10 protein-coding genes are annotated in these 21299 nt (G+C 46.2%); 9 read left to right on the forward strand and 1 reads right to left on the reverse strand.

Translation table 11 applies throughout. From position 1 onward, the window contains the following. A complete protein-coding gene (locus tag LZG94_RS02150; protein WP_233790333.1) occupies positions 1 to 1209 on the reverse strand; it encodes an ATP-binding protein in 1209 nt (402 codons plus the stop codon). A gap of 261 nt (positions 1210 to 1470) precedes the next feature. Here LZG94_RS02150 and LZG94_RS02155 point away from each other — a divergent pair, with 261 nt between their 5' ends. The 9 genes from LZG94_RS02155 (at position 1471) to LZG94_RS02195 (ending at position 21208) form a co-directional block, all read left to right on the forward strand. Beyond that, positions 1471 to 3882 carry an ABC transporter permease gene (locus tag LZG94_RS02155; protein ID WP_233790334.1) on the forward strand — a complete coding sequence of 804 codons (2412 nt, stop codon included), beginning with the start codon at positions 1471 to 1473 and terminating at the stop codon, positions 3880 to 3882. Positions 3883 to 4048: 166 nt separating this feature from the next. Next, positions 4049 to 6451: an ABC transporter permease gene (locus LZG94_RS02160; protein WP_233790335.1), complete on the forward strand. Its 2403-nt coding sequence runs from the start codon at positions 4049 to 4051 to the stop codon at positions 6449 to 6451. A 151-nt stretch (positions 6452 to 6602) separates the two neighbouring features. Further along, positions 6603 to 8987: an ABC transporter permease gene (locus tag LZG94_RS02165; RefSeq protein ID WP_233790336.1), complete on the forward strand. Its 2385-nt coding sequence runs from the start codon at positions 6603 to 6605 to the stop codon at positions 8985 to 8987. Between the two features lie 124 nt (positions 8988 to 9111). Then, positions 9112 to 11544 (forward strand): ABC transporter permease, encoded by a 2433-nt coding sequence (locus LZG94_RS02170; protein ID WP_233790337.1) that lies wholly within the window; start codon positions 9112 to 9114, stop codon positions 11542 to 11544. Between the two features lie 157 nt (positions 11545 to 11701). Further along, on the forward strand, positions 11702 to 14077 hold the full coding sequence (locus tag LZG94_RS02175) for an ABC transporter permease (RefSeq protein WP_233790338.1): 2376 nt from the start codon (positions 11702 to 11704) through the stop codon (positions 14075 to 14077). Positions 14078 to 14123: 46 nt separating this feature from the next. Then, positions 14124 to 16496: an ABC transporter permease gene (locus tag LZG94_RS02180; RefSeq protein WP_233790339.1), complete on the forward strand. Its 2373-nt coding sequence runs from the start codon at positions 14124 to 14126 to the stop codon at positions 16494 to 16496. Positions 16497 to 16789: 293 nt separating this feature from the next. After that, positions 16790 to 18286 carry a capsule assembly Wzi family protein gene (locus LZG94_RS02185; RefSeq protein WP_233790340.1) on the forward strand — a complete coding sequence of 499 codons (1497 nt, stop codon included), beginning with the start codon at positions 16790 to 16792 and terminating at the stop codon, positions 18284 to 18286. Between the two features lie 167 nt (positions 18287 to 18453). Beyond that, the gene (locus LZG94_RS02190; protein WP_233790341.1) at positions 18454 to 20853 is read left to right on the forward strand and encodes an ABC transporter permease; all 2400 of its coding nucleotides are present in this window, start codon (positions 18454 to 18456) and stop codon (positions 20851 to 20853) included. A 67-nt stretch (positions 20854 to 20920) separates the two neighbouring features. Next, positions 20921 to 21208, forward strand: coding sequence for a hypothetical protein (locus tag LZG94_RS02195; protein ID WP_233790342.1), 288 nt, complete (start codon positions 20921 to 20923; stop codon positions 21206 to 21208). Positions 21209 to 21299: the final 91 nt, after the last annotated feature.

Raw genomic sequence — 21299 nt, forward strand, 5'->3', positions numbered from 1 at the left:
TTACTCCGCGAGGAATCGAAAGGCCGGAATTGCTTTTATAACTTTTCCGTCCCTTTCGAATTCTTCGGTTTGGTGTAGTGTAACAATGGTGCCTTCACTTAATTTGAAAAATTCCATTGCTTCAAACAAACCATTCATCTCGCGATCCAGATTATCGGGTGTGAGTTCGTAACAAACTTGTAACAGTTTCTTTGCTGCACCTTTTTGAAAGACCACAAAATCACATTCATTCTTTTCTGAGAAGTAATATATTTCTTTAAAATCCCTGCGTAAATGAAGGAATATCATATTCTCAAATTTTCGACCAAAATCATCAGTAAATGATCCTGAATTGGCATTGATCATACCTGTGTCGGCTGCATATATTTTACGCGGATTAACCAGCTGCTTTCTTGCGGAGTAACTGAATTTTGGGATAAAATGGAACAGATATGTATATTCCAGATGTGACAAATAATCCATGATCGTGCTGGTGGACCCGATTTCGAAAAGCCCTTTGAGCCGGTTGCCGGTAACCAGTTTACCCACATTTGAGACCAGGTACAATGCAAGTCTTTGCAGCGTTTTAACATCACGAACGCCGTAACGAACCGCTATATCGCGGATTAATATGTCTTCGAAAAGGTGATGCAGCACTTCTTCCAATCCTGATTTTACATATTCAGGAAACCCGCCGGTGTGCAGGTATGCCATCACGGCTTCTTCGGAAGGCTGCCACTTTCTGTAATTTATAAATTCAGTGAAAGAAAAAGGGAAAAGCTCTTTTGTAATGTGCCTGCCAGTCAATTTTGTGCCCAGCTCGCGGCTAAGTAACGATGCATTGGAGCCCGTGATTACCACTTTGCAGCCTTCATCGAGTTTTTGCCTGACATAAGTTTCCCAACGATCGATGATCTGTATTTCATCAAAAAAAAGCACATTGGTCTTTGATTCTTTTATGATCGCGTCCAGCCGCGAAAAGTCATTTGGCTCAAAATTGTATAGCCGGGTATCTTCAAAATTCAGGTAAAGTGCTTCGGGGTATTTTTCTTTCAGTAACTGATACAGCAATGTGCTCTTCCCCGAACGCCTGATTCCGGAGACTATCAATGCGTGGGATGTTATATCCGGCAATATAGCCAGCGCACTTCGCCGAAGCCCAAGGTCGAGATCATGGACGTTGGACTTCTGGGCTTCCACTACATTCGCTAGTACAGATTGCAGTATCATAACAGATCTTTTGATACAAAAATATACTTTTGTTCATTAGTATCAAACAATGTTGTTCGTTACTATCGGACAAGTTTGTTTATGGACAGCTGTATATGTAAAATAACCAAGCGAACACTGAACACAAATGTCCGAAATCGAACATTTTATATATCATAACTAGTTGAAAACTTAATAGTTAAGCTAATGGCACAAATTTAGAGCCGGGTTTCTATCACAACCTAACAGCCAAAAGCTAACAGCTATAAGCCGACAGCCGCTATGCTAAAAAACTATCTCAAAATCGCTTTCCGCAGTCTTTGGAAATATAAAACCAATACTTTCATCAGCGTAACCGGACTTGCAATCGGTGTCAGTTGCTTTTTGCTGCTGGCTACTTATGTGCTGCATGAGCTGCGTTATGACCGTTTTCAGCCTGGCTCTGAGAGAATTGCGCGGGTAAACCTGTTTTATCAGTCGGGGGAAGGGGAGTCGGTTTATATTGCGATGACGCCGACTGCGGTCGCGCCGGTTTTTTCAAGGGAATTCAGCGAGATAGAAAGTGCAGCGCGTATTTATCCGTACAGCGCCGACGGTTCCGTTTCTGTTCAATATAACGATCAGTTGTTTAGTGAGCGGAAAGTCGTATTTGCGGATTCTTCGTTTTTCAAAGTTTTTCAATATCCTTTTGTGGAAGGTAACCCCGCTACGGCACTTTCCCAGCCCAATTCGGTGGTGATCGATCAGACTACGGCGACCAAGATCTTCGGAAAGGGCAGTGCGATCGGTAAGTCTGTGAAAATGAACGAGCGCCTGACCCTGCAAGTAACCGGGGTTATTAAAGATGTACCTTCCTATTCTCACCTTAAATTCAATTGGGTCGGTAGTTATAGCACTTTACCCCGCTCCAAAACGGAAGCTTTTGACTCAGCCAATGATTTTTCCTATGTCCTGCTGAAACCCAATGCGGATCTTAAAACATTGCAGGCCAAAGTAGACAGATATGTAAGCAAAAACCTGGCAGACCCACGGAATCCGAGTTTCAAAGTGAGGCTGGAACTCGAACCGTTTCATGCAATTCACCTTTATTCCAAAGCTACAAATGGTACCGAAGCTTCGGGTAACTACAAATACATTTACATTTTATCCGGCATTGCGGTACTGATCCTGCTCATCGCCTGCATTAATTTTATCAACCTGGTAACAGCCCGCTCAGCAGTTCGGGCGCGGGAAGTGGGTGTGCGGAAAGTGATCGGGGCACTGCGTATGCAGCTTTTCGGTCAGCATATATTTGAAAGCGGGATGATCACATTCGTCGCTACGGTTATCGGGTTCCTGATCACCATGCTTACATTGCCCGGCCTCAGCAGCCTTACCGGGAAAGTGCTGGATCTGGGCGTTTGGCCAGCGCTCTCTTTTGAAGTCACGCTATTTGTTCTTTTTCTTGTTATTACAATTTTGTCCGGGGCATATCCGGCTGCGGTTTTGTCTGGTTTCGAGCCGGTTAAGGTATTGAAAGGAACTCCGCTTTCCAGCAATAGCGGCGGCGGGCTGCGCAACTTTCTGGTTGTGTTCCAATTTACGATCTCCATGCTTTTCATTATCGCTACGCTCATTGCCGGTCAGCAGTTGAGATTTATCCAGAATAAAAACCTGGGCATCAATCCCGACCAGATCATTGTGCTGGATATCAATTCGGGTATTTCCAAAAGCAAACTGGCTGCGATGAAAGGCGAGCTGCTCAATAACTCAGCTGTGAAATCGGTCACCGCCTCCTACGATTCGCCGCTGAATGTGCAGGGCGGCTACAACATTACCGCGGCCGACAAGCCCGCAGGTTTTGGAATGAATATCACAGCTATACCAGTCGAAAAAGACTTTGTGCCTACCATGGGAATGACGCTTGTTACAGGCGAGAATTTTAATGAGACCGATATTGTACAAGCCACACAAGACAGTTTTCAGCTGAGGAGCTACGCTTTTATACTGAACGAATCTGCGGTTAAAGGACTTGGCTGGACACCTGCAACTGCAATTGGTAAGATGGTCAATATGAATGGCAGGCAGGGTAAGGTCAAAGGAGTTGCGCAGGATTTTCATTTCAGGTCGCTGCACGAAAAGATCAGTCCGATCGCCATTCTGCCTGAATACGATTTTTTTGGTAAAATGATTGTCAAAGTGACTGGCAGGGGGGCTTCTGAGGCAGTGGAAATACTGGGAAAAAGCTGGGAATCGAATTTTCCTTTGCGGCCATTTGAGTACCATTTCCTGGATCAGGAGTTTGAAGAAATGTACAATGCCGAGAACAAGGTTTCCGCGGTTCTCGAAATATTTTCATTTGTAACAATCCTCATCAGCTGCCTCGGCCTCTTCGCATTGATCGCCTTTATAGCCCAGCAACGAACCAAGGAAATCGGTGTGCGGAAAGTGCTGGGCGCGTCGGTAACAAGTATCGTGATGCTGCTGTCAAGGGATTTTGTCAAACTAATAGTAATTGCCATTATCATCTCGTCGCCCATTGCCTGGTATTTCATGAATGAGTGGCTGAAAGATTTCGCCTACCGCATCGATATCAGCCTGTGGGTTTTCATGGCCGGCGGAGCCATCGCAATACTGATCACATTCATCACAATCAGTTTTCAAACAATTAAAGCAGCGTTAATGAACCCTGTTCAATCGTTGAGATCGGATTGAGGGAGGGAAGGGAGGAAAGGGAGGAAAGGGAGGAAGGAGAAAAGGAGGAAGGATTTTTGCACTCATTTTTTATTTCTCCATCCTCCATCCTCCGTTGCTCCATCCTCCATCCTCCGTTCCTCCATTCCTCCATCCTCCCTTTCCTCCATTCTCCCAAAAAAAAGCCATGCTTCAAAACTATCTCAAAATCTCGCTTCGGAATCTGCTGAAACACAAGGCTTTCAGTATGATCAATATTTCTGGTGTGGCGATCGGGCTTGCCTGCTTTTTGCTGCTGTCGCTATACGTGAAAGATGAACTGAGTTATGACAGGTTCCACACGAATGCGGAGCGGATTTACAGACTTTCGCGAACTTTCATTTCAAAAGATGGTACCGAATCGCTTCGGCTGGGACAAGCCGCGCCGCCGTTTGGCCCATTGATCAAACAGGATTTTCAGGAGGTGGAAGAAGTGGTGAGGCTGCTTGATATAGGTGCGAATCTGAGGTATGGCGAAAAGAATTTTAATGAAGATGATCTCTTCGCAGCCGAGCAGAACATTTTCAAGGTATTCTCTTTTGATGTGAAGCTGGGAAACCCGCAAACTGCGCTCGTCAACCCATTTTCCATCATGTTTTCCAGACCAATGGCGGAAAAGTATTTTGGAAAAGAAAACCCGCTGGGCAAGATCATCAGAATGGATAATCAGCTCGATTACACAGTTACCGGCGTTTTTGAACCACTACCTGCACAATCGCATTTTCATCCCCAATTTCTGGTCTCATTTTCCACTTTGAACGACAGCCGCGTTTATGGCGCGGAAGGTTTGCGGACCAACTGGGGAAACAATTCTTTTTCTACTTTTCTGCTGCTTCCGAAAGGTTACGATGCACAAAAGCTGGTTAAAGCATTTCCGGCTTTTCAAAACAAACATATCGATGCAAACGCGTCGAGTTACTCGCGGCTGGACCTGATGAAACTGACCGATATTCACCTGCATTCGCACCTGGATTCGGAGCTGGAGGCGAACGGAGATATTCAGTATGTGTACCTGTTTTCGGCCATTGCGATGTTTATCCTGCTCATCGCCTGCATTAATTATATGAACCTGGCGACTGCCAAATCTGCAACGCGGGCGAAGGAAGTGGGAATGCGCAAAGTGATCGGCGCGGTGCGTCACCAGCTGGTGCGGCAGTTTCTGAGCGAATCGATGCTGCTGGTCGTCGTGTCCTTGTTTTTTGCAGTCGTGCTGGTTACGCTTTGTCTGCCGCTTTTGAATGAATTTACCCAAAAGCAGCTCTCTTTCAATGCATTGCTTGATCCGGTGTTTCTCTCCATCCTATTGGGAATTACCCTCTTCACCGGGCTGATCGCAGGGAGCTACCCGGCTTTTTTCATGACTTCCTTTCACCCGCTCAGCGTTTTCAAAGGGAAAGTTTCTTCGGCATTAAAAAATGGAAAACTGCGGCAGGTATTGGTGGTAACACAATTCGCGATTGCCGTCGTACTGATCGTGAGCACGACGGTGGTTTATAAGCAAATGCAATATGTGCAAAATTACAAGCTGGGTTATTCCAAAGACCAGGTGCTGCTGCTGCGGGCCGGCGGAGACTCTGCTGTCAATTATGAAAGCATCCGGCAGCAGCTCAAATCCAACAGCAATATCGTGGAAGTTGGCCGCTCCTCGCGCATTCCGTCGGGTAGGCTACTCGATTCCTGGGAAGCTTATGTAATGAAAGGAGATTCGCTGGCGCCCGCAGATATCAATATCAAATCGCTGGGTATAGACGAGGATTTTATCCCTACCTACAAAATTGAAATGGCAGCTGGCCGCAATTTCTCGCGCGATTTTCCTACTGACAAAACGAATGGATTTATCCTCAACGAAACCGCTGTCAAATTACTGGGCTGGAATAATCCCGCGGACGCGATTGGCGCCAGGTTTGGCTATGGGGAAATCCGCGGCCAGATCGTTGGGGTAACAAAAGACTATCATTTTGAATCGCTTCACCAGAAAGTGTCGCCGGTGGTAATGTTTGCGCAGCACGGGCGGCTGGGCTGGATGTCAGTGAAAATTTCAGGAGGAAATCTCAAAAATGCATTGGCGCACGTGGAATCCGTTTGGACCCGCCAGTTTCCGGGAATCCCTTTTTCCTACGAATTCCTCGACCAGCGATTTGGGAACCTGTATGCCCGCGAGCAAACGCAGCAGCTACTTTTTGGGATATTCGCAGGAATAGCGATTTTCATTTCCTGCCTCGGCTTGCTCGGTCTGTCGATGTTCATGGCCGAGATCCGTACCAAAGAAATTGGCGTGCGTAAAGTATTGGGCGCTTCGGTAACAAGCCTTGTCATCATGCTTTCCAACGATTTTCTCAAACTGGTAATAATTGCAATCCTGATCGCATCACCGATTGCCTGGTACGCGATGACCAACTGGTTGCAGGAATTCGCTTATCATACCAGTGTCAATATCGGCGTATTTATCTTCGCCGGCGTAGTCTCAATTGCAATCGCGTTGTTCACGGTGAGTTTCCAAAGTGTCAGGGCGGCACTGATGAATCCTGTGAAGTCTTTGAAGAGTGAGTAGAAAGGCAGGAAAGGGCGGCCCGCGTAGGGAGGATGGAGGAACGGAGGAAAGGGCGGCCCGCGTAGGGAGACAGTCTTTATAAATAGTAGTCTTTAAAACTAAATGCTAAAAGCCGATAGCTAACAGCCAATAGCCAACAGCCAACAACACTATGCTTCTAAATTATCTCAAAATCGCGTTTCGAAATCTTGCTAAAAATAAAACCTATTCGGCGATTAACATTGTCGGGCTTGGGATGGGAATGGCGGTGTCGATCTTGATATTGCTGTTTGTAATGCATGAGTTTAGCTATGATAAATTTCATGAAAGGCACGAGCGGATTTATCGGATTTTGGGCAGGATAAAGATGGGTGAGAGTAGTTTTCAAATGACATCGTTTTCTCCCAAATTCGGACCTTCTCTGAAAGAATCAGCTCCTGAAATAGAAGAATATGTCAGAGTATTACCATCTTTCAATAAGGTTATTATCAGAAATCCGGAAAAAGGTACTGAATCATTTTATGAAGCTAATTTCATATTTGCCGATCCTTCCTTTCTTAAAGTATTCTCATTTAAACTAAAAAACGGAAATCCCGACAAGGTTCTCGACGATCCGAATAAAGTAATCATCTCTGAACGCATTTCGGAAAAATACTTTGGGAATGCCGATCCGGTTGGTAAAGTATTGATGTACGAAAGCAAGCACCTGATGCAGGTTGCTGGTGTTATTGAAAATCCCCCGTCTAATTCTACGATTCAATACGATTTTATAGTTCCTGTTTCCGCCTATCCACGCCTTAATGAAAAGGTGCCGGCAGATTGGGAGAAATCGGATGGCGGAAACTTCACTACTTATCTGCTGATCGATTCGCTGGGCTCGGCGGAAAAGCTGGAAAAAACACAGCTTAGTAACCTGAAATATGCTCGGGGAGAAGTGGACGGAACAATTTCCTATCATCTCGACAAGCTAAGCTCCATCCATTTAGGTAATAATTTCCAGGAAACCGGGAACACTGGTTTGATCTCGATTTTTGCATTGGTGGCTGTATTGATCCTTTGTCTGGCGCTATTCAATTACATGAGCCTTACTACGGCAGGCGCTACCTTGCGGGCAAAAGAAGTGGGTGTTCGTAAGATAATCGGATCTGGTAGATTGGGCTTGATAAAACAATTTTATACGGAATCGGCTCTTATAACAATTGCCGCATTTGCATTGTCATTTATACTGGTATTGCTGCTTAAACAACCGTTTTACGATCTGCTGAATTTGCAGATAGACGATTCGTTTTTGTTCTCGCCTATTTTCGTCATAATACTGATGATTTTACTCCTTTTCACAATTATTGTAACCGGAAGCTATCCCTCACTTGTGCTTTCCGGATTTGTTCCGATTGAAGTATTAAAGGGAAAATTTACAGCTGGCCAGAAGGGTGTTTCTGTAAGAAAGGTGTTGATGGTATTTCAATTTGCAGTCTCCATATCACTGATCATATGCAGCTTGGTTGTAAAAAATCAATTGTCTTTTATGCAAAGCAAAAAATTAGGGCTGTATAAAGATCAGATATTAAATATCCCATTAACGAAAACAGCGGCAAATGGCTTTCACGCGCTAAAAAACCAGATCATCGAACAATCCGGCGTAGAGAATGTAGCTGTTTCTGACGTGGGACTTTTTAAATCTTATAATATGCGTTTTGTCAAACATCAGACCAGTAAGGATGATATTAGTCTCGTTCAAATGACGGTTGATAAAAACTTTGTAAAAACACTAAGTCTGGAATGGAAGATTAAGCCGAATAAGGGAACTTATGAAAATCACAAGTATGTACTACTTAACGAAACAGCTGTTAAAGAGTTGGGTATTAAAGGTAACCCGATAGGTCAGAAGATTGATGAGAGCAATGAAATTGGAGGAGTAATACGAGACTTCAATTTTTCTTCCGTCAAAGATGGCGTTAGAGGGATTGGTTTATTTGTGGTAAATGATACTACTAATCTATTGAAGTTACCGCACGCAAAAGCCATGCTTTACGTGCGCCTCAATCCCAACTCAAATACCCAAAGCAACGTCGAAGCAATTGGCAAAATCTTCAAAAAATACGAATCACAAAAACCTTTTGAATACTACTTTCTCGACGACGCTTTTAATGAAACTTTCAAAACTGAAATGCGTATGTCCGGGATGTTCTCGGCGTTTACCGCAGTTGCGATTTTCATTGCGTGCATGGGACTTTTTGGATTGGTAACATTCACTGCCGAGACGCGGACCAAGGAAATCGGGATCCGTAAAGTACTCGGCGCGTCGGTTGCGGGAATCGTCTCATTGCTCTCTAAGGATTTTCTCAAACTGATCCTGCTTTCCATTCTCCTATCACTCCCTATTGCTTATTATTTTATGGAAAAATGGTTGCAGGATTTCGCCTATCGCATTCAAATCCCAATCTGGATTTACGCGACAGCCAGTGTTGCCGCTATTGTTATCACACTTATCACTATCAGTTTCCAGAGTATCAGAGCCGCATTGATGAATCCGCTGAAATCGTTGAGGAGTGAGTGAAAGGGGGAGGAAGGAGGAAGGAGGAAGGGAGGAAGGGCGGCCCGCGTAGGGAGGAAGGGTTAATTAAATAGTAACATTTTAGAACTAATAGCCAAAAGCTAATGGCTAATAGCCAAAAAACACCATGCTCACAACCCATTTAAAAATCGCTTTGCGCACTTTGTTGCGGTACCGGAATTATACGATCCTGAATGTGATGGGTCTTTCGATCGGGGTGGCGGCTTGTTTGCTGCTGTATGTTGTATATAATTATGAATCTGGTTTCGACCGGTTTCATGCCAAGCAGGACCGGATTTACCGGATCGTGCGGCAAACGCAATACCCTGGCGGACAGATCGATTACACGCCTGGTAACCCGCTTCCTTTTGCGCCTGCATTGAAAGTGGACCTGCCGCAGCTCGAAGAGATCGTTTCCGTATACGGTACCATGGATGCACAGGTGACGGTTTTGGGTAAAAATGCGAACAATCAATCCGCCGATAAGAAATTCAGGGAAGAGGACGATGGGCTGATGACCGAGCCCGCATTCTTCGAACTCTTAGATTTTCCGTGGCTCACCGGTACCAAAGCAGTTTTGAAAGATCCTAATGTAGTAGTTCTCTCGCAACGCAGGGCGGAAAAGTATTTTGGAAGCTGGGAAAATGCAGTGGGTCAGTATTTGAAGATTAATAACAAAACCGTAGTGAAAGTGGGCGGAATTATTGCCAATCCTCCTATTAATACTGATTTTCCGGTCGATATGGTCGCTTCCTATGAAACCAAGCGGCAGCATCCTTTGCTTTTCGGGTTTGGGGATTTTGAAAACTGGGGCTCAACCAGCAGCAATGACCAGCTTTTTGTGCTGTTGCCAGAGAATATGACCGTTGAAACTGTCGACAAGCTGCTCGCCAGGTTTGCCAGCAAGCATTACAATAATAAGGATGATAAAAAGAAGATTTCCCTCTTCCTGAGCCCGCTGGCTGACCTGCATCACGACAGTCGTTTTAATAACTTTTCGGCACATCAAACCAGCCGGACCGTATTGTGGACGCTCGGTGTGATCGGCGTACTGATCATTTTTATGGCCTGCGTCAACTTTGTCAATCTCGCGACCGTGCAATCTGCGCGCCGCTCGATGGAAGTAGGCGTGCGGAAAGTGCTGGGCAGCAGCCGGCGCGAATTGATCAGGCAGTTTTTTAGCGAAACGATCCTGATCGTCAGTTTTTCGGTGGTCCTGGGCGCTGTGATCGCAATGCTGTGTATCCCGCTTCTTGGCAAAATATCACAGGTACCCGCCGAGCTGCCGGTTATTTCTAACCCTCAAATATGGCTGTTTATAATTGGTATCACACTGTTGATCAGCCTAATAGCGGGATCTTACCCGGCGCTAATTATGTCTGGCTTCAAGCCGATCGAGGCGATTAAAAGTAAGGTGACAACCCGCTCGCTGACTGGGATTTCGTTGCAAAAAGCATTGATCATCATTCAGTTTGGCGTGTCGCAGATATTGGTAGTAGGCACGATTGTGACGATTACGCAGATGAATTTCGTGCAAAGTCTCGACCTGGGTTTTGTCAAAGAAAGTGTTTACACGCTGGTTTTGGACGATTCTTATGCGAGTCGGAATCAGGCATTTAAGAATGAATTATTACAAAACCCGGAAATAGAATCTGTCAGTTTCGCGTCTGATGTGCCTTCATCTGACGATAAATGGTCTGGCAACTTCGCATTCGATAACCGCGGCAAAGACGAAGAATTCCAGTTGTTCCAGAAATTCGCCGATGAAGACTATCTTGAAACTTACGGTATACAACTTATAGCGGGTACCGGATTCCGTGCAGGCGACTCCACCAAATCCTGCGTGGTGAACGAAACATTGCTCCGAAAACTGGGAATCCGCGACGCTAATGCAGTAATCGGAAAAAATATCAGAACGGGCGGCAGCGACTGGCGGCCGATCGTGGGTGTTGTGAAAGATTTCAAGTCTAGCTCCGCGCGCGAGGCATTGCAGCCGATCGTGATCATGCCGATGAAAGAGTTTTACTGGCAGGGCGGGATCAAAATTCGCACCCAGAACCTGTCAAAAGCAGTAAGTTATATTGAAAAGGCGCATGCAAAGATATTTCCCGAGGTAGCATTTCAGGGGAAGTTCTTTGACGAAACGATCGAGGATTTTTACAAACAGGAAAAACAAATGAGCCGGCTGTACCAGATCTTCGCCGCGTTATCCATTTTCATCGCTTGCCTCGGATTGTTCGGCCTCGCCACTTTCATGGCGCAGCAGCGGATGAAAGAGATCGGCGTACGAAAAGTGCTCGGCGCGTCGGTTGGCAGCATTATAGGATTATTGTCCAAAGACTTTCTAACACTGGTTTTCATCGCCATCGTGGTCGGCTCGCCGGTCGCCTGGTATTTCATGAATAAGTGGCTGCAAAACTTTGAGTACAAGATCGGTATCAGTTGGTGGATGTTCGCCGCCGGCGCTGTACTGGCGATCATCATCGCATTTATCACAGTCAGTTTCCAGAGTATCAAAGCAGCGTTGATGAATCCGGTCAGGGCTTTGAAATCGGAGTAGGGGCGGCCCGCGTAGGGGGGAGGGGGGAGGAAAGGGAGGAAGGCGGCCCGCGTAGGGAGGAAGGAGGAAGGAGGAAGGAGGAAGGGAGGAAGGAGGGAGGTTTTGCGATAGGGGGCTAGTCGAGCTGATCTTAGATATTAATATTAATACTTAAAATATGATCCGGAACTACTTTAAAATCGCATGGCGGAATTTCCTTCGGAATAAGGCATTTTCGGCTATTAATGTGCTTGGACTTGCTTTTGGCATGGCGGCCAGTTTGCTTATTTTCCTTTGGATCAGCGATGAATGGAGCATTGGAAGAGGGTATCAAAATGCATCACGCATTTACAGGGTGATGGAGCGAGAGTTCACCGACGGGAAGGTGGTGGCTGATGATGATACGCCGGGAATCCTGGCTGACGAACTCAAAAGACAGTTTCCCGAGGTATTATATGCCGCAGGACTTTCCTGGCAGGAGGGGCATTTGCTGAGCCTGAACGAAAAGTCAGAACGTTTTAACGGTTGTTTTGCAGGGAGCGACTGGTTCCATATTTACAGTGTGCCTCTCCTTGCCGGCACGCCGAAAACTGCATTGAGCGCGCCGGGAAGCCTATCTATTTCCCGAAAAGTGGCTGAGCATTACTTCGGTACGCCGGCTGCCGCACTTGGAAAATCCATTCAATTTGATAATTCAAAAAACTACCAGGTTACTGCGGTTTTCGAAAACCTGCCGGCCAGTTCTTCCGACCAATACGATTTCCTGTTAAGCTGGGACCAATTTATTGCGCGCGAACCCTGGCTGAAAGAGTGGACCAATGCGGGGCCGAAAACGAGATTAATGTTGCGTGAGGAATCAGACAGATCAGTGGTGGATGCGGGCCTCAAATGGTTTCTGAAAGGCAGGAATACTGATTTTGGTAAAACATTTCATATTAATCTCTTCCTTCAACCCGAAACCGAGGCTTACCTCTATTCGAACTTCAAAGACGGATACCTGCACGGTGGCCGGATCGATCACGTGAGGTTGCTTGCTGTTGTGGCCGGTTTTCTGCTGCTGATCGCCGTAATTAATTTTATGAACCTGGCAACCGCAAGGGCGGGCCGCAGGGCACGGGAAGTGGGCGTGCGTAAAGTAGTAGGCGCCGGGCGACCTTCGCTGATCGGCCAGTTTATGGGAGAAGCAATGCTGCTCACCTGCCTCGCCATGCTGCTCGCTATTTTGACGATCATTCTTGTACTCCCGTCATTTAATCAATTAACAGACAAAGCATTGGTATTGCCTTTTAAACAGTCTTATTTCTGGGCGATTTTAGTGGTAATGCTTCTTTTTACAGGCATTCTGGCGGGCAGTTATCCGGCATTATTTCTATCTGCTCTCAACCCGCTCAAAACGCTTAAAGGTATGTTGGCTGTACCCGGGAGCAGCTCCGGTGCGCATTTGTTCCGGCGTGGGTTGGTTGTATTCCAGTTTGTAATGTCTATGTTACTCATAGTCAGTACGACGATCGTGTACCAGCAGCTGGAATTTATCCGGAATAAAAATCTGGGATATAATCGTGAAAACCTGATCATTCTTGCGTCAGACGGCGAGCTTCCGAAAAATTACCAGACGTTTAAGCAGGAATTATTGAAAACGACGGGTATCCAGTCTGTTACGAATATGTATACCAATCCGGTAGGCAATGGAAATACGACCGAAGGTATTAAGTGGCCTGGCAAGGATCCGCAGGCGGCAATATCATTCAATAATACGGCGGCAGGCTATGATTTTGCGGAAACTATGAAAGTGAAGTTGATCGATGGCCGCGACTTTTCTCCCGAGTTTGCTTCTGATTCAAGTAATTACCTCATTAATCAAGCCGCTGCGAAAAGGATCGGGTACAAGAATCCGGTTGGACAGCCGCTGACGATGTGGGACAGGCCCGGCAAGATCGTGGGGTTGTTGCAGGATTTTCACTTCAATTCCCTGCACGAACCTATCCGCCCGTTGATTATCCGGCTCGCCCCCGGGCCCTATGGCAATATCCTGATCCGCACCGAGCCGGGGCAGACAGCCCAGGCGCTGGCAAGCTTGGAGCGGCTTTACAAAAAGATCAATCCGAATTTCCCCTTCAAATACAGTTTTGTTGATAGCGATTATGAGTACGTGTATAGGAGCGAAAACATCGTAGGAAAGCTCTCAACGATATTTTCCGGCCTTGCGATATTTATTGCTTGTCTTGGTCTTTTCGGTCTGGCGGCATTCACGGCCGAGCAGCGGATCAAGGAAATTGGGGTCCGCAAAGTGCTGGGTGCCTCAGTAGCCAGTATTGTTGCATTGCTTTCGGGTGATTTCCTCAAACTGGTTTGTGCCGCTATCCTGATCGCTACGCCTGTTTCATGGTTTGTGATGAATGAATGGCTGACTACTTATGCCTACAAGATCGAGATCGGATGGTGGGTATTTGCGCTGGCGGGCATGCTTTCGCTGGGTATTGCGCTCTTCACGATCAGCTTTCAGAGTATTAAGGCGGCATTGATGGACCCGGTGAAAAGCCTTAAAAGTGAATGACGAAAATTTCAATCATTATTGATTTAGTAAGCTGATAAGCAGCAATATGTCTCTAAAAATAACATTGCGGAAGCTGATCAGACAGCGGGTGTATTCGGCCATCAATATCACCGGCCTGGCCGTGGGAATGGCGGGAGCGATCATTATTTTTCAGCTGGTTTCCTTTCACCTTGGTGTAGACGGGTACCATCGCAATGCAGACAGGACCTACCGCGTTGTGGTGGATCTGCATCTTGAAGACGGTCAGGTTGAAAAGGAGCGGGGCTCTGCATTTGTGCTCCACCAGACTTTGAAGAAAGAATTCAGCTACGTGGAAAATGCTGCGTACCTGGCCGGTAAGGAGCTCACACTCGATATTAAAAACGGCAGTCAGTCGACCAAGTATCTTGAAAAAGACCACGTTGCATTTACTAACTCCGATTTCTTCAACATTTTTGATTATCAATGGGTTGAAGGAAATGCAGCTACTCTGAACGCGCCTAACCAGGCGGTAATCACCGAAAGTTATGCACTGAAATATTTCGGAAAGGCAAATCCGGTCGGGCGATTCCTACGCATTGAAAACAAAGAAAATATACGGATTGCGGGCGTGATCCGCGATTATCCGCAACAGACGGATTTTAAGAAAGATCTATTTATTTCTCTTCCTACCATCCGGAAAATCGTTCCGGAATATGGTTACGAGGACTGGGGCTGGATCGACTCGGGACGCGAAACTTACGTGACGCTCCGGTCGGAAAAGGACAAGGAAACCTTTGAAAAGCAGATGCCCGCATTTGCCCAGAAATACTATGGCGCCAACGGGAAGATTTTCCAATATCACTTGCAGCCGCTCTCCGACGTCCATTTCAATATCGATTATAATGGAAAGATCAAATATACCACGATCGCGATCTTGGCTACGGTGGCGCTGCTGATGGTACTGATCGCCTGCTTCAATTTTATCAACCTGTCCACCGCGCAGGCATTCAAGCGGAGTAAGGAAGTGGGTATCCGCAAAGTGCTGGGCGTATCGCAAATGCAGGTCTTCTGGTCTTTTATCCGCGAAACGGCCGTATTGACGCTGGTATCTGCATTGTTTGCGCTCGTACTTTCTATTCTATTCTCTTCAATTCTGAACAACTGGCTCGGGTTACAGATCGAGGTAAATTATGTGGCTGACTATCGCCTTCCTGTTTTTAGTGTTCTGTTGATCTTGCTGATCCTCGTACTGGCGGGCGTATATCCTGCATTGATCGTATCGAATTTCAATCCGCTGAGGGCTATCAAGGGTTTATTAAAAGAAAATAACCGGAACCTGTTTTCTGTGAGAAAGGGACTGGTTGTGGTTCAATTCGGCATTTCATTCGTGCTCATCGCGGTCGCATTGCTGATCATGCTGCAATCCGACTATATCAGTAAAAAGGATCTAGGAATGAACCGCGACCTGATCATGCACGTGCGGTTGCCGGCGGCGGAAACCGATAAGATCGCAGTGATCAGAAACGAGATTGGTGCGTTGAATGAAACGGAACATTTTGCCCTTTTACGCGGCGCGCCTTCTTCCCAGGAAGGTTACGGTGGTAGTGTGAAATTTGAAAACCGGGATTGGGAAAAGTTTGCTGCAAGATCGAAGGTAGCAGATGAAAATTATGTCGCTACTTATGGTTTGAGGCTGGTTGCGGGCAGGAATGTGACGCAATCGGATACAGTTCGTGAACTGCTGGTTAATCAGAAAATGGTGCGGGCACTTGGGTTAAAATCGGCCGAAGAGGCACTGAATAAGAATCTGATGATAGGAGAAATAGGCAAAACCGGTCGTATTGTGGGTGTTTTGGCCGATTTCAATAACACCGATCTCTATTCCGCCATCGAACCGACGGTGATTTTTCAAAGCAAAGCATTTTACCGGTACGCGGCTGTCAAACTCAATCACCTGGAGAAAGCTACCGTCAAAAACATCGCAGCGATCTGGCAGCGGCAGTTTCCTGACCATGTATTTGAATATAGTTTTTTCGATGAGGAGCTGGCCGGTTTCTATAAAAGGGAGGAACTGGCTTCGGGCCTGATTTCCTTATTTGCCGGCGTTTCGGTGTTTTTGTCTTGCCTTGGACTTTTTGGTTTAGCTATATTTTCTATTGAACAACGCACCAAAGAGATCGGGATCCGCAAAGTATTGGGAGCTTCGGTGGCCGGGATCATTGGCCTATTGTCTGCCGATTTCCTGAAGCTGGTCCTCATAGCCGCGGTGATTGCCACTCCGGCCGCCTACTATTTTATGGACAAGTGGTTACAGGATTTTGCTTACAAAGTAGAGATTCAATGGTGGATATTTGCCTCCGCCGGACTCACAGCCGCAACCATCGCCCTGCTCACGATCAGTTTCCAAAGTGTAAAAGCAGCATTGAAAGATCCGGTAAAAAGTTTGAAGAGCGAGTAGGGCAAACGGCTGTTAGCTATTGGCTTTTAGCTATTGGCTGTTAGCTTTTAGCTATTAGCTATTAGCTACTAGCTATTGGCTACTAGCTATGGCTATTGACAATTGGCTATCTTTTTGGAATGATTTGATTTTGCTGATAAATGAAAGAGCGACAGCTAACGGCTAACGGCTAACAGCTAACAGCTAACAGCCAATTCAAAACCTGAGGGAGTAAGCTAGCGTTTTTGCGAAATGCTGCGATAATTATCTGCCGCAAGGTCTTATCTTGCAGTATCTTACTTCATCTTCCGGAAATGCCGTTGCCCAAAACCTTTACGTTTCTTGCTTTACTAATTGTCTGTATTGCTTCCGCCCCTTCCTTCGCTCAGAAAAAGTTGGTCTCAGGCCTGGAAGCGAAAGCAGAAGTGGGAGGACTTGTCTCGTCCAATGAGGACACGCCTTTCTGGCTTCGTACCAATCAGTTTGGTATCATTCCCACCGAATCGCCGGCTGTGATTTTATCGGCAGGAGTTCGTAAACGTTACGTCTTCTTTGATAGCCTCAACAATGAGCGCCGCAAATTCGACTGGAATGCGTCGGTAAATCCTGTTCTCACCTACAACAAAACCAACTCGGCAAAAGTATTGCTTCCCGAAGCCTACGCGAGTGTCCGGTTCAAAAATGTGGAACTGTATGCGGGCAGGAGAATGGAATTAATGGGCCTGGGAGATTCTACGCTCACTTCCGGCTTTTATTCAGGCTCGGGAAATGCCTTGCCAATTCCAAAAATACAGATTGGTACCATTGGGTTTACCCCACTCCGTTTTACCAAAAATTTCGTCGCGATACATGCAGCATTTTCTCACGGCTGGTTTGGTACCAACTACCTCGACGGTGTGCGGCTGCATCAGAAATTTATCTATATCAGGCTGGGAAAGCCTAAGTCTGCGACCAAGTATTATTTTGGTTTAAATCACAATGTACTCTGGGCTGGCGAGGGAGACTATTTAAGAGAAAATCCCACGCTGGCGATCAATGGTAAATTACCTTCCTCCTGGAAATTGTTTCCCAATGTACTTTTAGCTTATACTCCTAAAAACTGGTATGAAAAAAACGGCTATGGCGGATTTGACAGTTACAGACTGGGCAACCACCTGGGAAGCTATGATTTCGGTTTCGAGACAAGAATACGCGGACACAAACTCTTTGTTTATCACCAGCACCCATTTGAAGATGTTTCCAGTATGATTTTCCTCAATCTTCCTGACGGATTATATGGGGTGAACTTGAAACCGGCAAGTACAAATAACACAACCGGTCTCAGAGTTACACACCTTACGCTTGAATTTTTAACTACAAAAGACCAGTCGGGTCCTACATTCTACATTCCCGGCAGCAAATTCCAGGGCGCCGATAATTACTTCAACCATTCGCAATACATTCAGGGCTGGTCTTACCAGGGTAGTGCAATAGGAACTCCTTTTATCGCTCCTGCTGCCGATATGGACCAGAGCAAGTTGAAGAATCCTCGTTTCTATCCCAATACCCGGGTCAACGTGTGGTATGCAGGTGCATTAGGCAAATTGGGTAAAAGCTGGGAATTTGGGCTGCGAGGTTCGTTCAGTCGGAATTTCGGAATGCCGGGCGCCCGCTTCAATCCCGTTCGCAGCCAATTGTCATTAATGGCATCTTCACAGTACCAGTTACCAAAGCTGCAAAAAACGAGCATTATCCTTCGGCTGGGCGGCGATCAGGGCCAGGTTTTCACTGGAAATTTCGGAGGTTACCTCGGGATCAGCAAGCGCTGGTAATCGTGCGTTTATAGCTTTAAGTTATAATGTCCAAAGGTGAACAAAACTTGTCCGCTTTCGGACATTTTTTGTGTTTAAATCAGGTTAATATCCTGTGGATCAGCCGATTGTTTTGGGTGGCATAAATTTGTTATTCCGAGTTTCAACAAGCCTTTCTACTTTCTCCTATGCTGAAAAACTACCTTAAAATCGCCTTTCGAAATATCTGGAAAAACAAGGTTTTTTCAGCCATCAATATAGTCGGGCTTGCCGTGAGCATGGCCGCCTGCATTGTCATTATGCTTTTTGTTTCCTACGAAAAGGGTTTTGATAAAATACACACTAAAAATGTGTATCGCCTCGACGAAGTGCAAAACTACGAGGGCATGGTAGCGCCGCAGAAAGTGGCTCTTTCCATGTTTCCGATGGGGCCGACTTTGAAACAGGATTATCCCGAAGTACTCAATTTCGTTCGTATCAATGCGTGGAACGATATGATGGTCGTACATGACGACAAGAAGGTAGAACTTTCAACGATCCTGTGGGCAGATCAAAGTTTTTTTAACATTTTCGACTTTGAACTGAGCGAAGGCGACAAAGCAAATGTGCTTAAAGAACCAAACAGCGTCGTTTTATCACGCGAAAGTGCTACGCGTATTTTTGGGCAACAAAACCCTGTGGGAAAAACGATCATGCATTACGGCACTGATACCCTCGCGCTCAAAGTGACCGGAATTATGGAAAATGTGCCGGCCAACTCTCACCTGAAATTTGACGCACTATTCTCTTTCAGTACCATCACCCGCCCCGACTATATGGATAACTGGGGTGGAAACTGGGTGGTAACCTACCTCGAACTGGCGAAAGGGACCAACGTAGCCGCCCTTGAAAAGAAATTTCCTTCGTTTTTGAAAAAACACATGAAAGGCGACGGCTGGAAATATTACGAATTGTTCCTGCAACCCATCAAGGATATTCACGCCCGCTCAACCGACATTACGCACGACTATATTAACTATCAGAAATTCGACCAGAAATACACCTATATCTTCTCCATTATCGCAATTATCGTGCTGGTGATCGCCTGCGTGAATTTTATGAATCTTTCTACCGCACGCTCGGCAGGGAGGGCAAAGGAGGTTGGGATCAGGAAATCGATTGGCGCGCAGCGGTTCCAGCTATCCGCCCAGTTTATCGGCGAATCGATTTTGCTGTGTTGTATTTCTCTGATATTGGCGCTGGTACTGGTACAACTCGTGATCTCGCCCGTGGCTAATTTCAGTCAGCGGAAGCTCGAATTTTCGCTATTCTCCAATCCTCTACTGCTTCTTGTCATTCTGGCGGGCACGGTGCTCATCGGAATTTTCTCAGGCTTATATCCCGCCGCATTTCTTTCTTCTTTCGAGCCGATCAAAGTACTGAAAGGGACATTGCGTACCGGAAAAGGCACATTCAGGAATGTTTTGGTGATTACGCAGTTTACAAGTGCAGTGTTTTTGATCATCGCTACTGGCTTTGCAGTCAGACAGTTGCGGTTTATGGTTCATAAAAATCCAGGGTTCGACAAAGAACAGGTAGTGATCGTTCCCCTTAATTCTAAATCGGATAAGAAATACGATGCGCTGAAACAGGAATTACTGGCTACACAGCAATTCACTGCCGTGACCGGCTCGCAGCAGCGGCTCGGAAACAATTTTCACCAGACCGGCATACTTTTTCAGGGAACAGGCCCGGTTAAGTCGATTGCATCGTCGCAGGTCGTGGTGGATGCCGATTACCTGACCTTGTACAAAATCAAACTGGTAGCCGGGCGGAACTTTACCAATAGTGTGGCGGATAACGCAAAAACGTATATCATCAACCAATCGCTCGCTAAAAAACTGCTTGAAGAAGAGCCGACTTTGACAATGCAAACCCTGATCGGAAAGCGTTTTGGATTTGCCGGCATGGATTCGCTGTCGACTATTATCGGGATATCCGAGGATTTCAATTTCAATTCGCTGCACCACAAGGTCGAAACGCTTTGTCTGTTCAATCAGAAAGACTGGGGTTACTCCGAAATGTCGGTGAAAATCAAAGGCGCACAGACGAAAGAGTCGGTTGCCCTGATCAAATCTATCTGGGAAAAGACCGTCCCTGATCAGCCGTTCAGCTATTCATTCCTAGACGAGCATTTTGCAGATCTCTACCGCGCCGATAGTCAGGTGAGTGAAATAGTGGGTATTCTGGCTGGATTGGCCATTCTTATCTCCTGTCTTGGACTGTTCGGGCTTGCCTCTTATTCTGCCGAAAGAAGGTTTAAGGAGATTGGGGTCAGAAAAGTGATGGGCGCATCCATCGCAGGGATTGTCGCATTATTGTCAAGAGATTTTATCCGGCTTGTACTGATATCCATTCTAATCGCCTCGCCGATCGCCTGGTGGGCAGTTGCTACCTGGCTGCGGGATTTTGCTTACCGGATCGATATTGAATGGGGTATTTTCCTGACCGCCGGTTTGCTGGCTATTGCAGTTGCGATGCTCACGATCAGCTTCCAAAGTATCAAGGCGGCGCTGATGAACCCGGTGAAATCGCTGCGATCAGAATAGCACTGACGGTCGCGGCCCTTTCTGTATTCCGGAAATTTTTAGTAATAAACTTTAATAAAACGATCTCATGAGCCACATTGCCATTCCTATTCCACCGCTTCCAGGTAAGCAGGAGATTAAAGTTGAGGTGACTATTAATGGAATCAAACAAAACCTGTTCTATCGGGTAGAGCTGTTTTATTGGGAGGACTGCTCAAACCCCGTAGCTCACCGCGCCGATTGTATCAGTGAAATGCTGTCCCACCACGATCCGGAATGGACAGTCTATTATATCGGAGCGCCTACTGATGAGTTTGTTCCGATCACTTTTGTAAAAAAAGAAAGCAGAAACTTTTTACGGGAAGCTATCGCCTGACAACTACACTACTGAAAATCTATTAAAATCTTTATTTGCATCATTGTTGCATTTTTAATCTTCGGGATTATATTTGCAACATCGATGCATT

Origin of the sequence: Dyadobacter sp. CY343, assembly GCF_021390335.1 — a bacterium.
In the GTDB taxonomy this organism is placed as follows: Bacteria; Bacteroidota; Bacteroidia; order Cytophagales; family Spirosomataceae; genus Dyadobacter.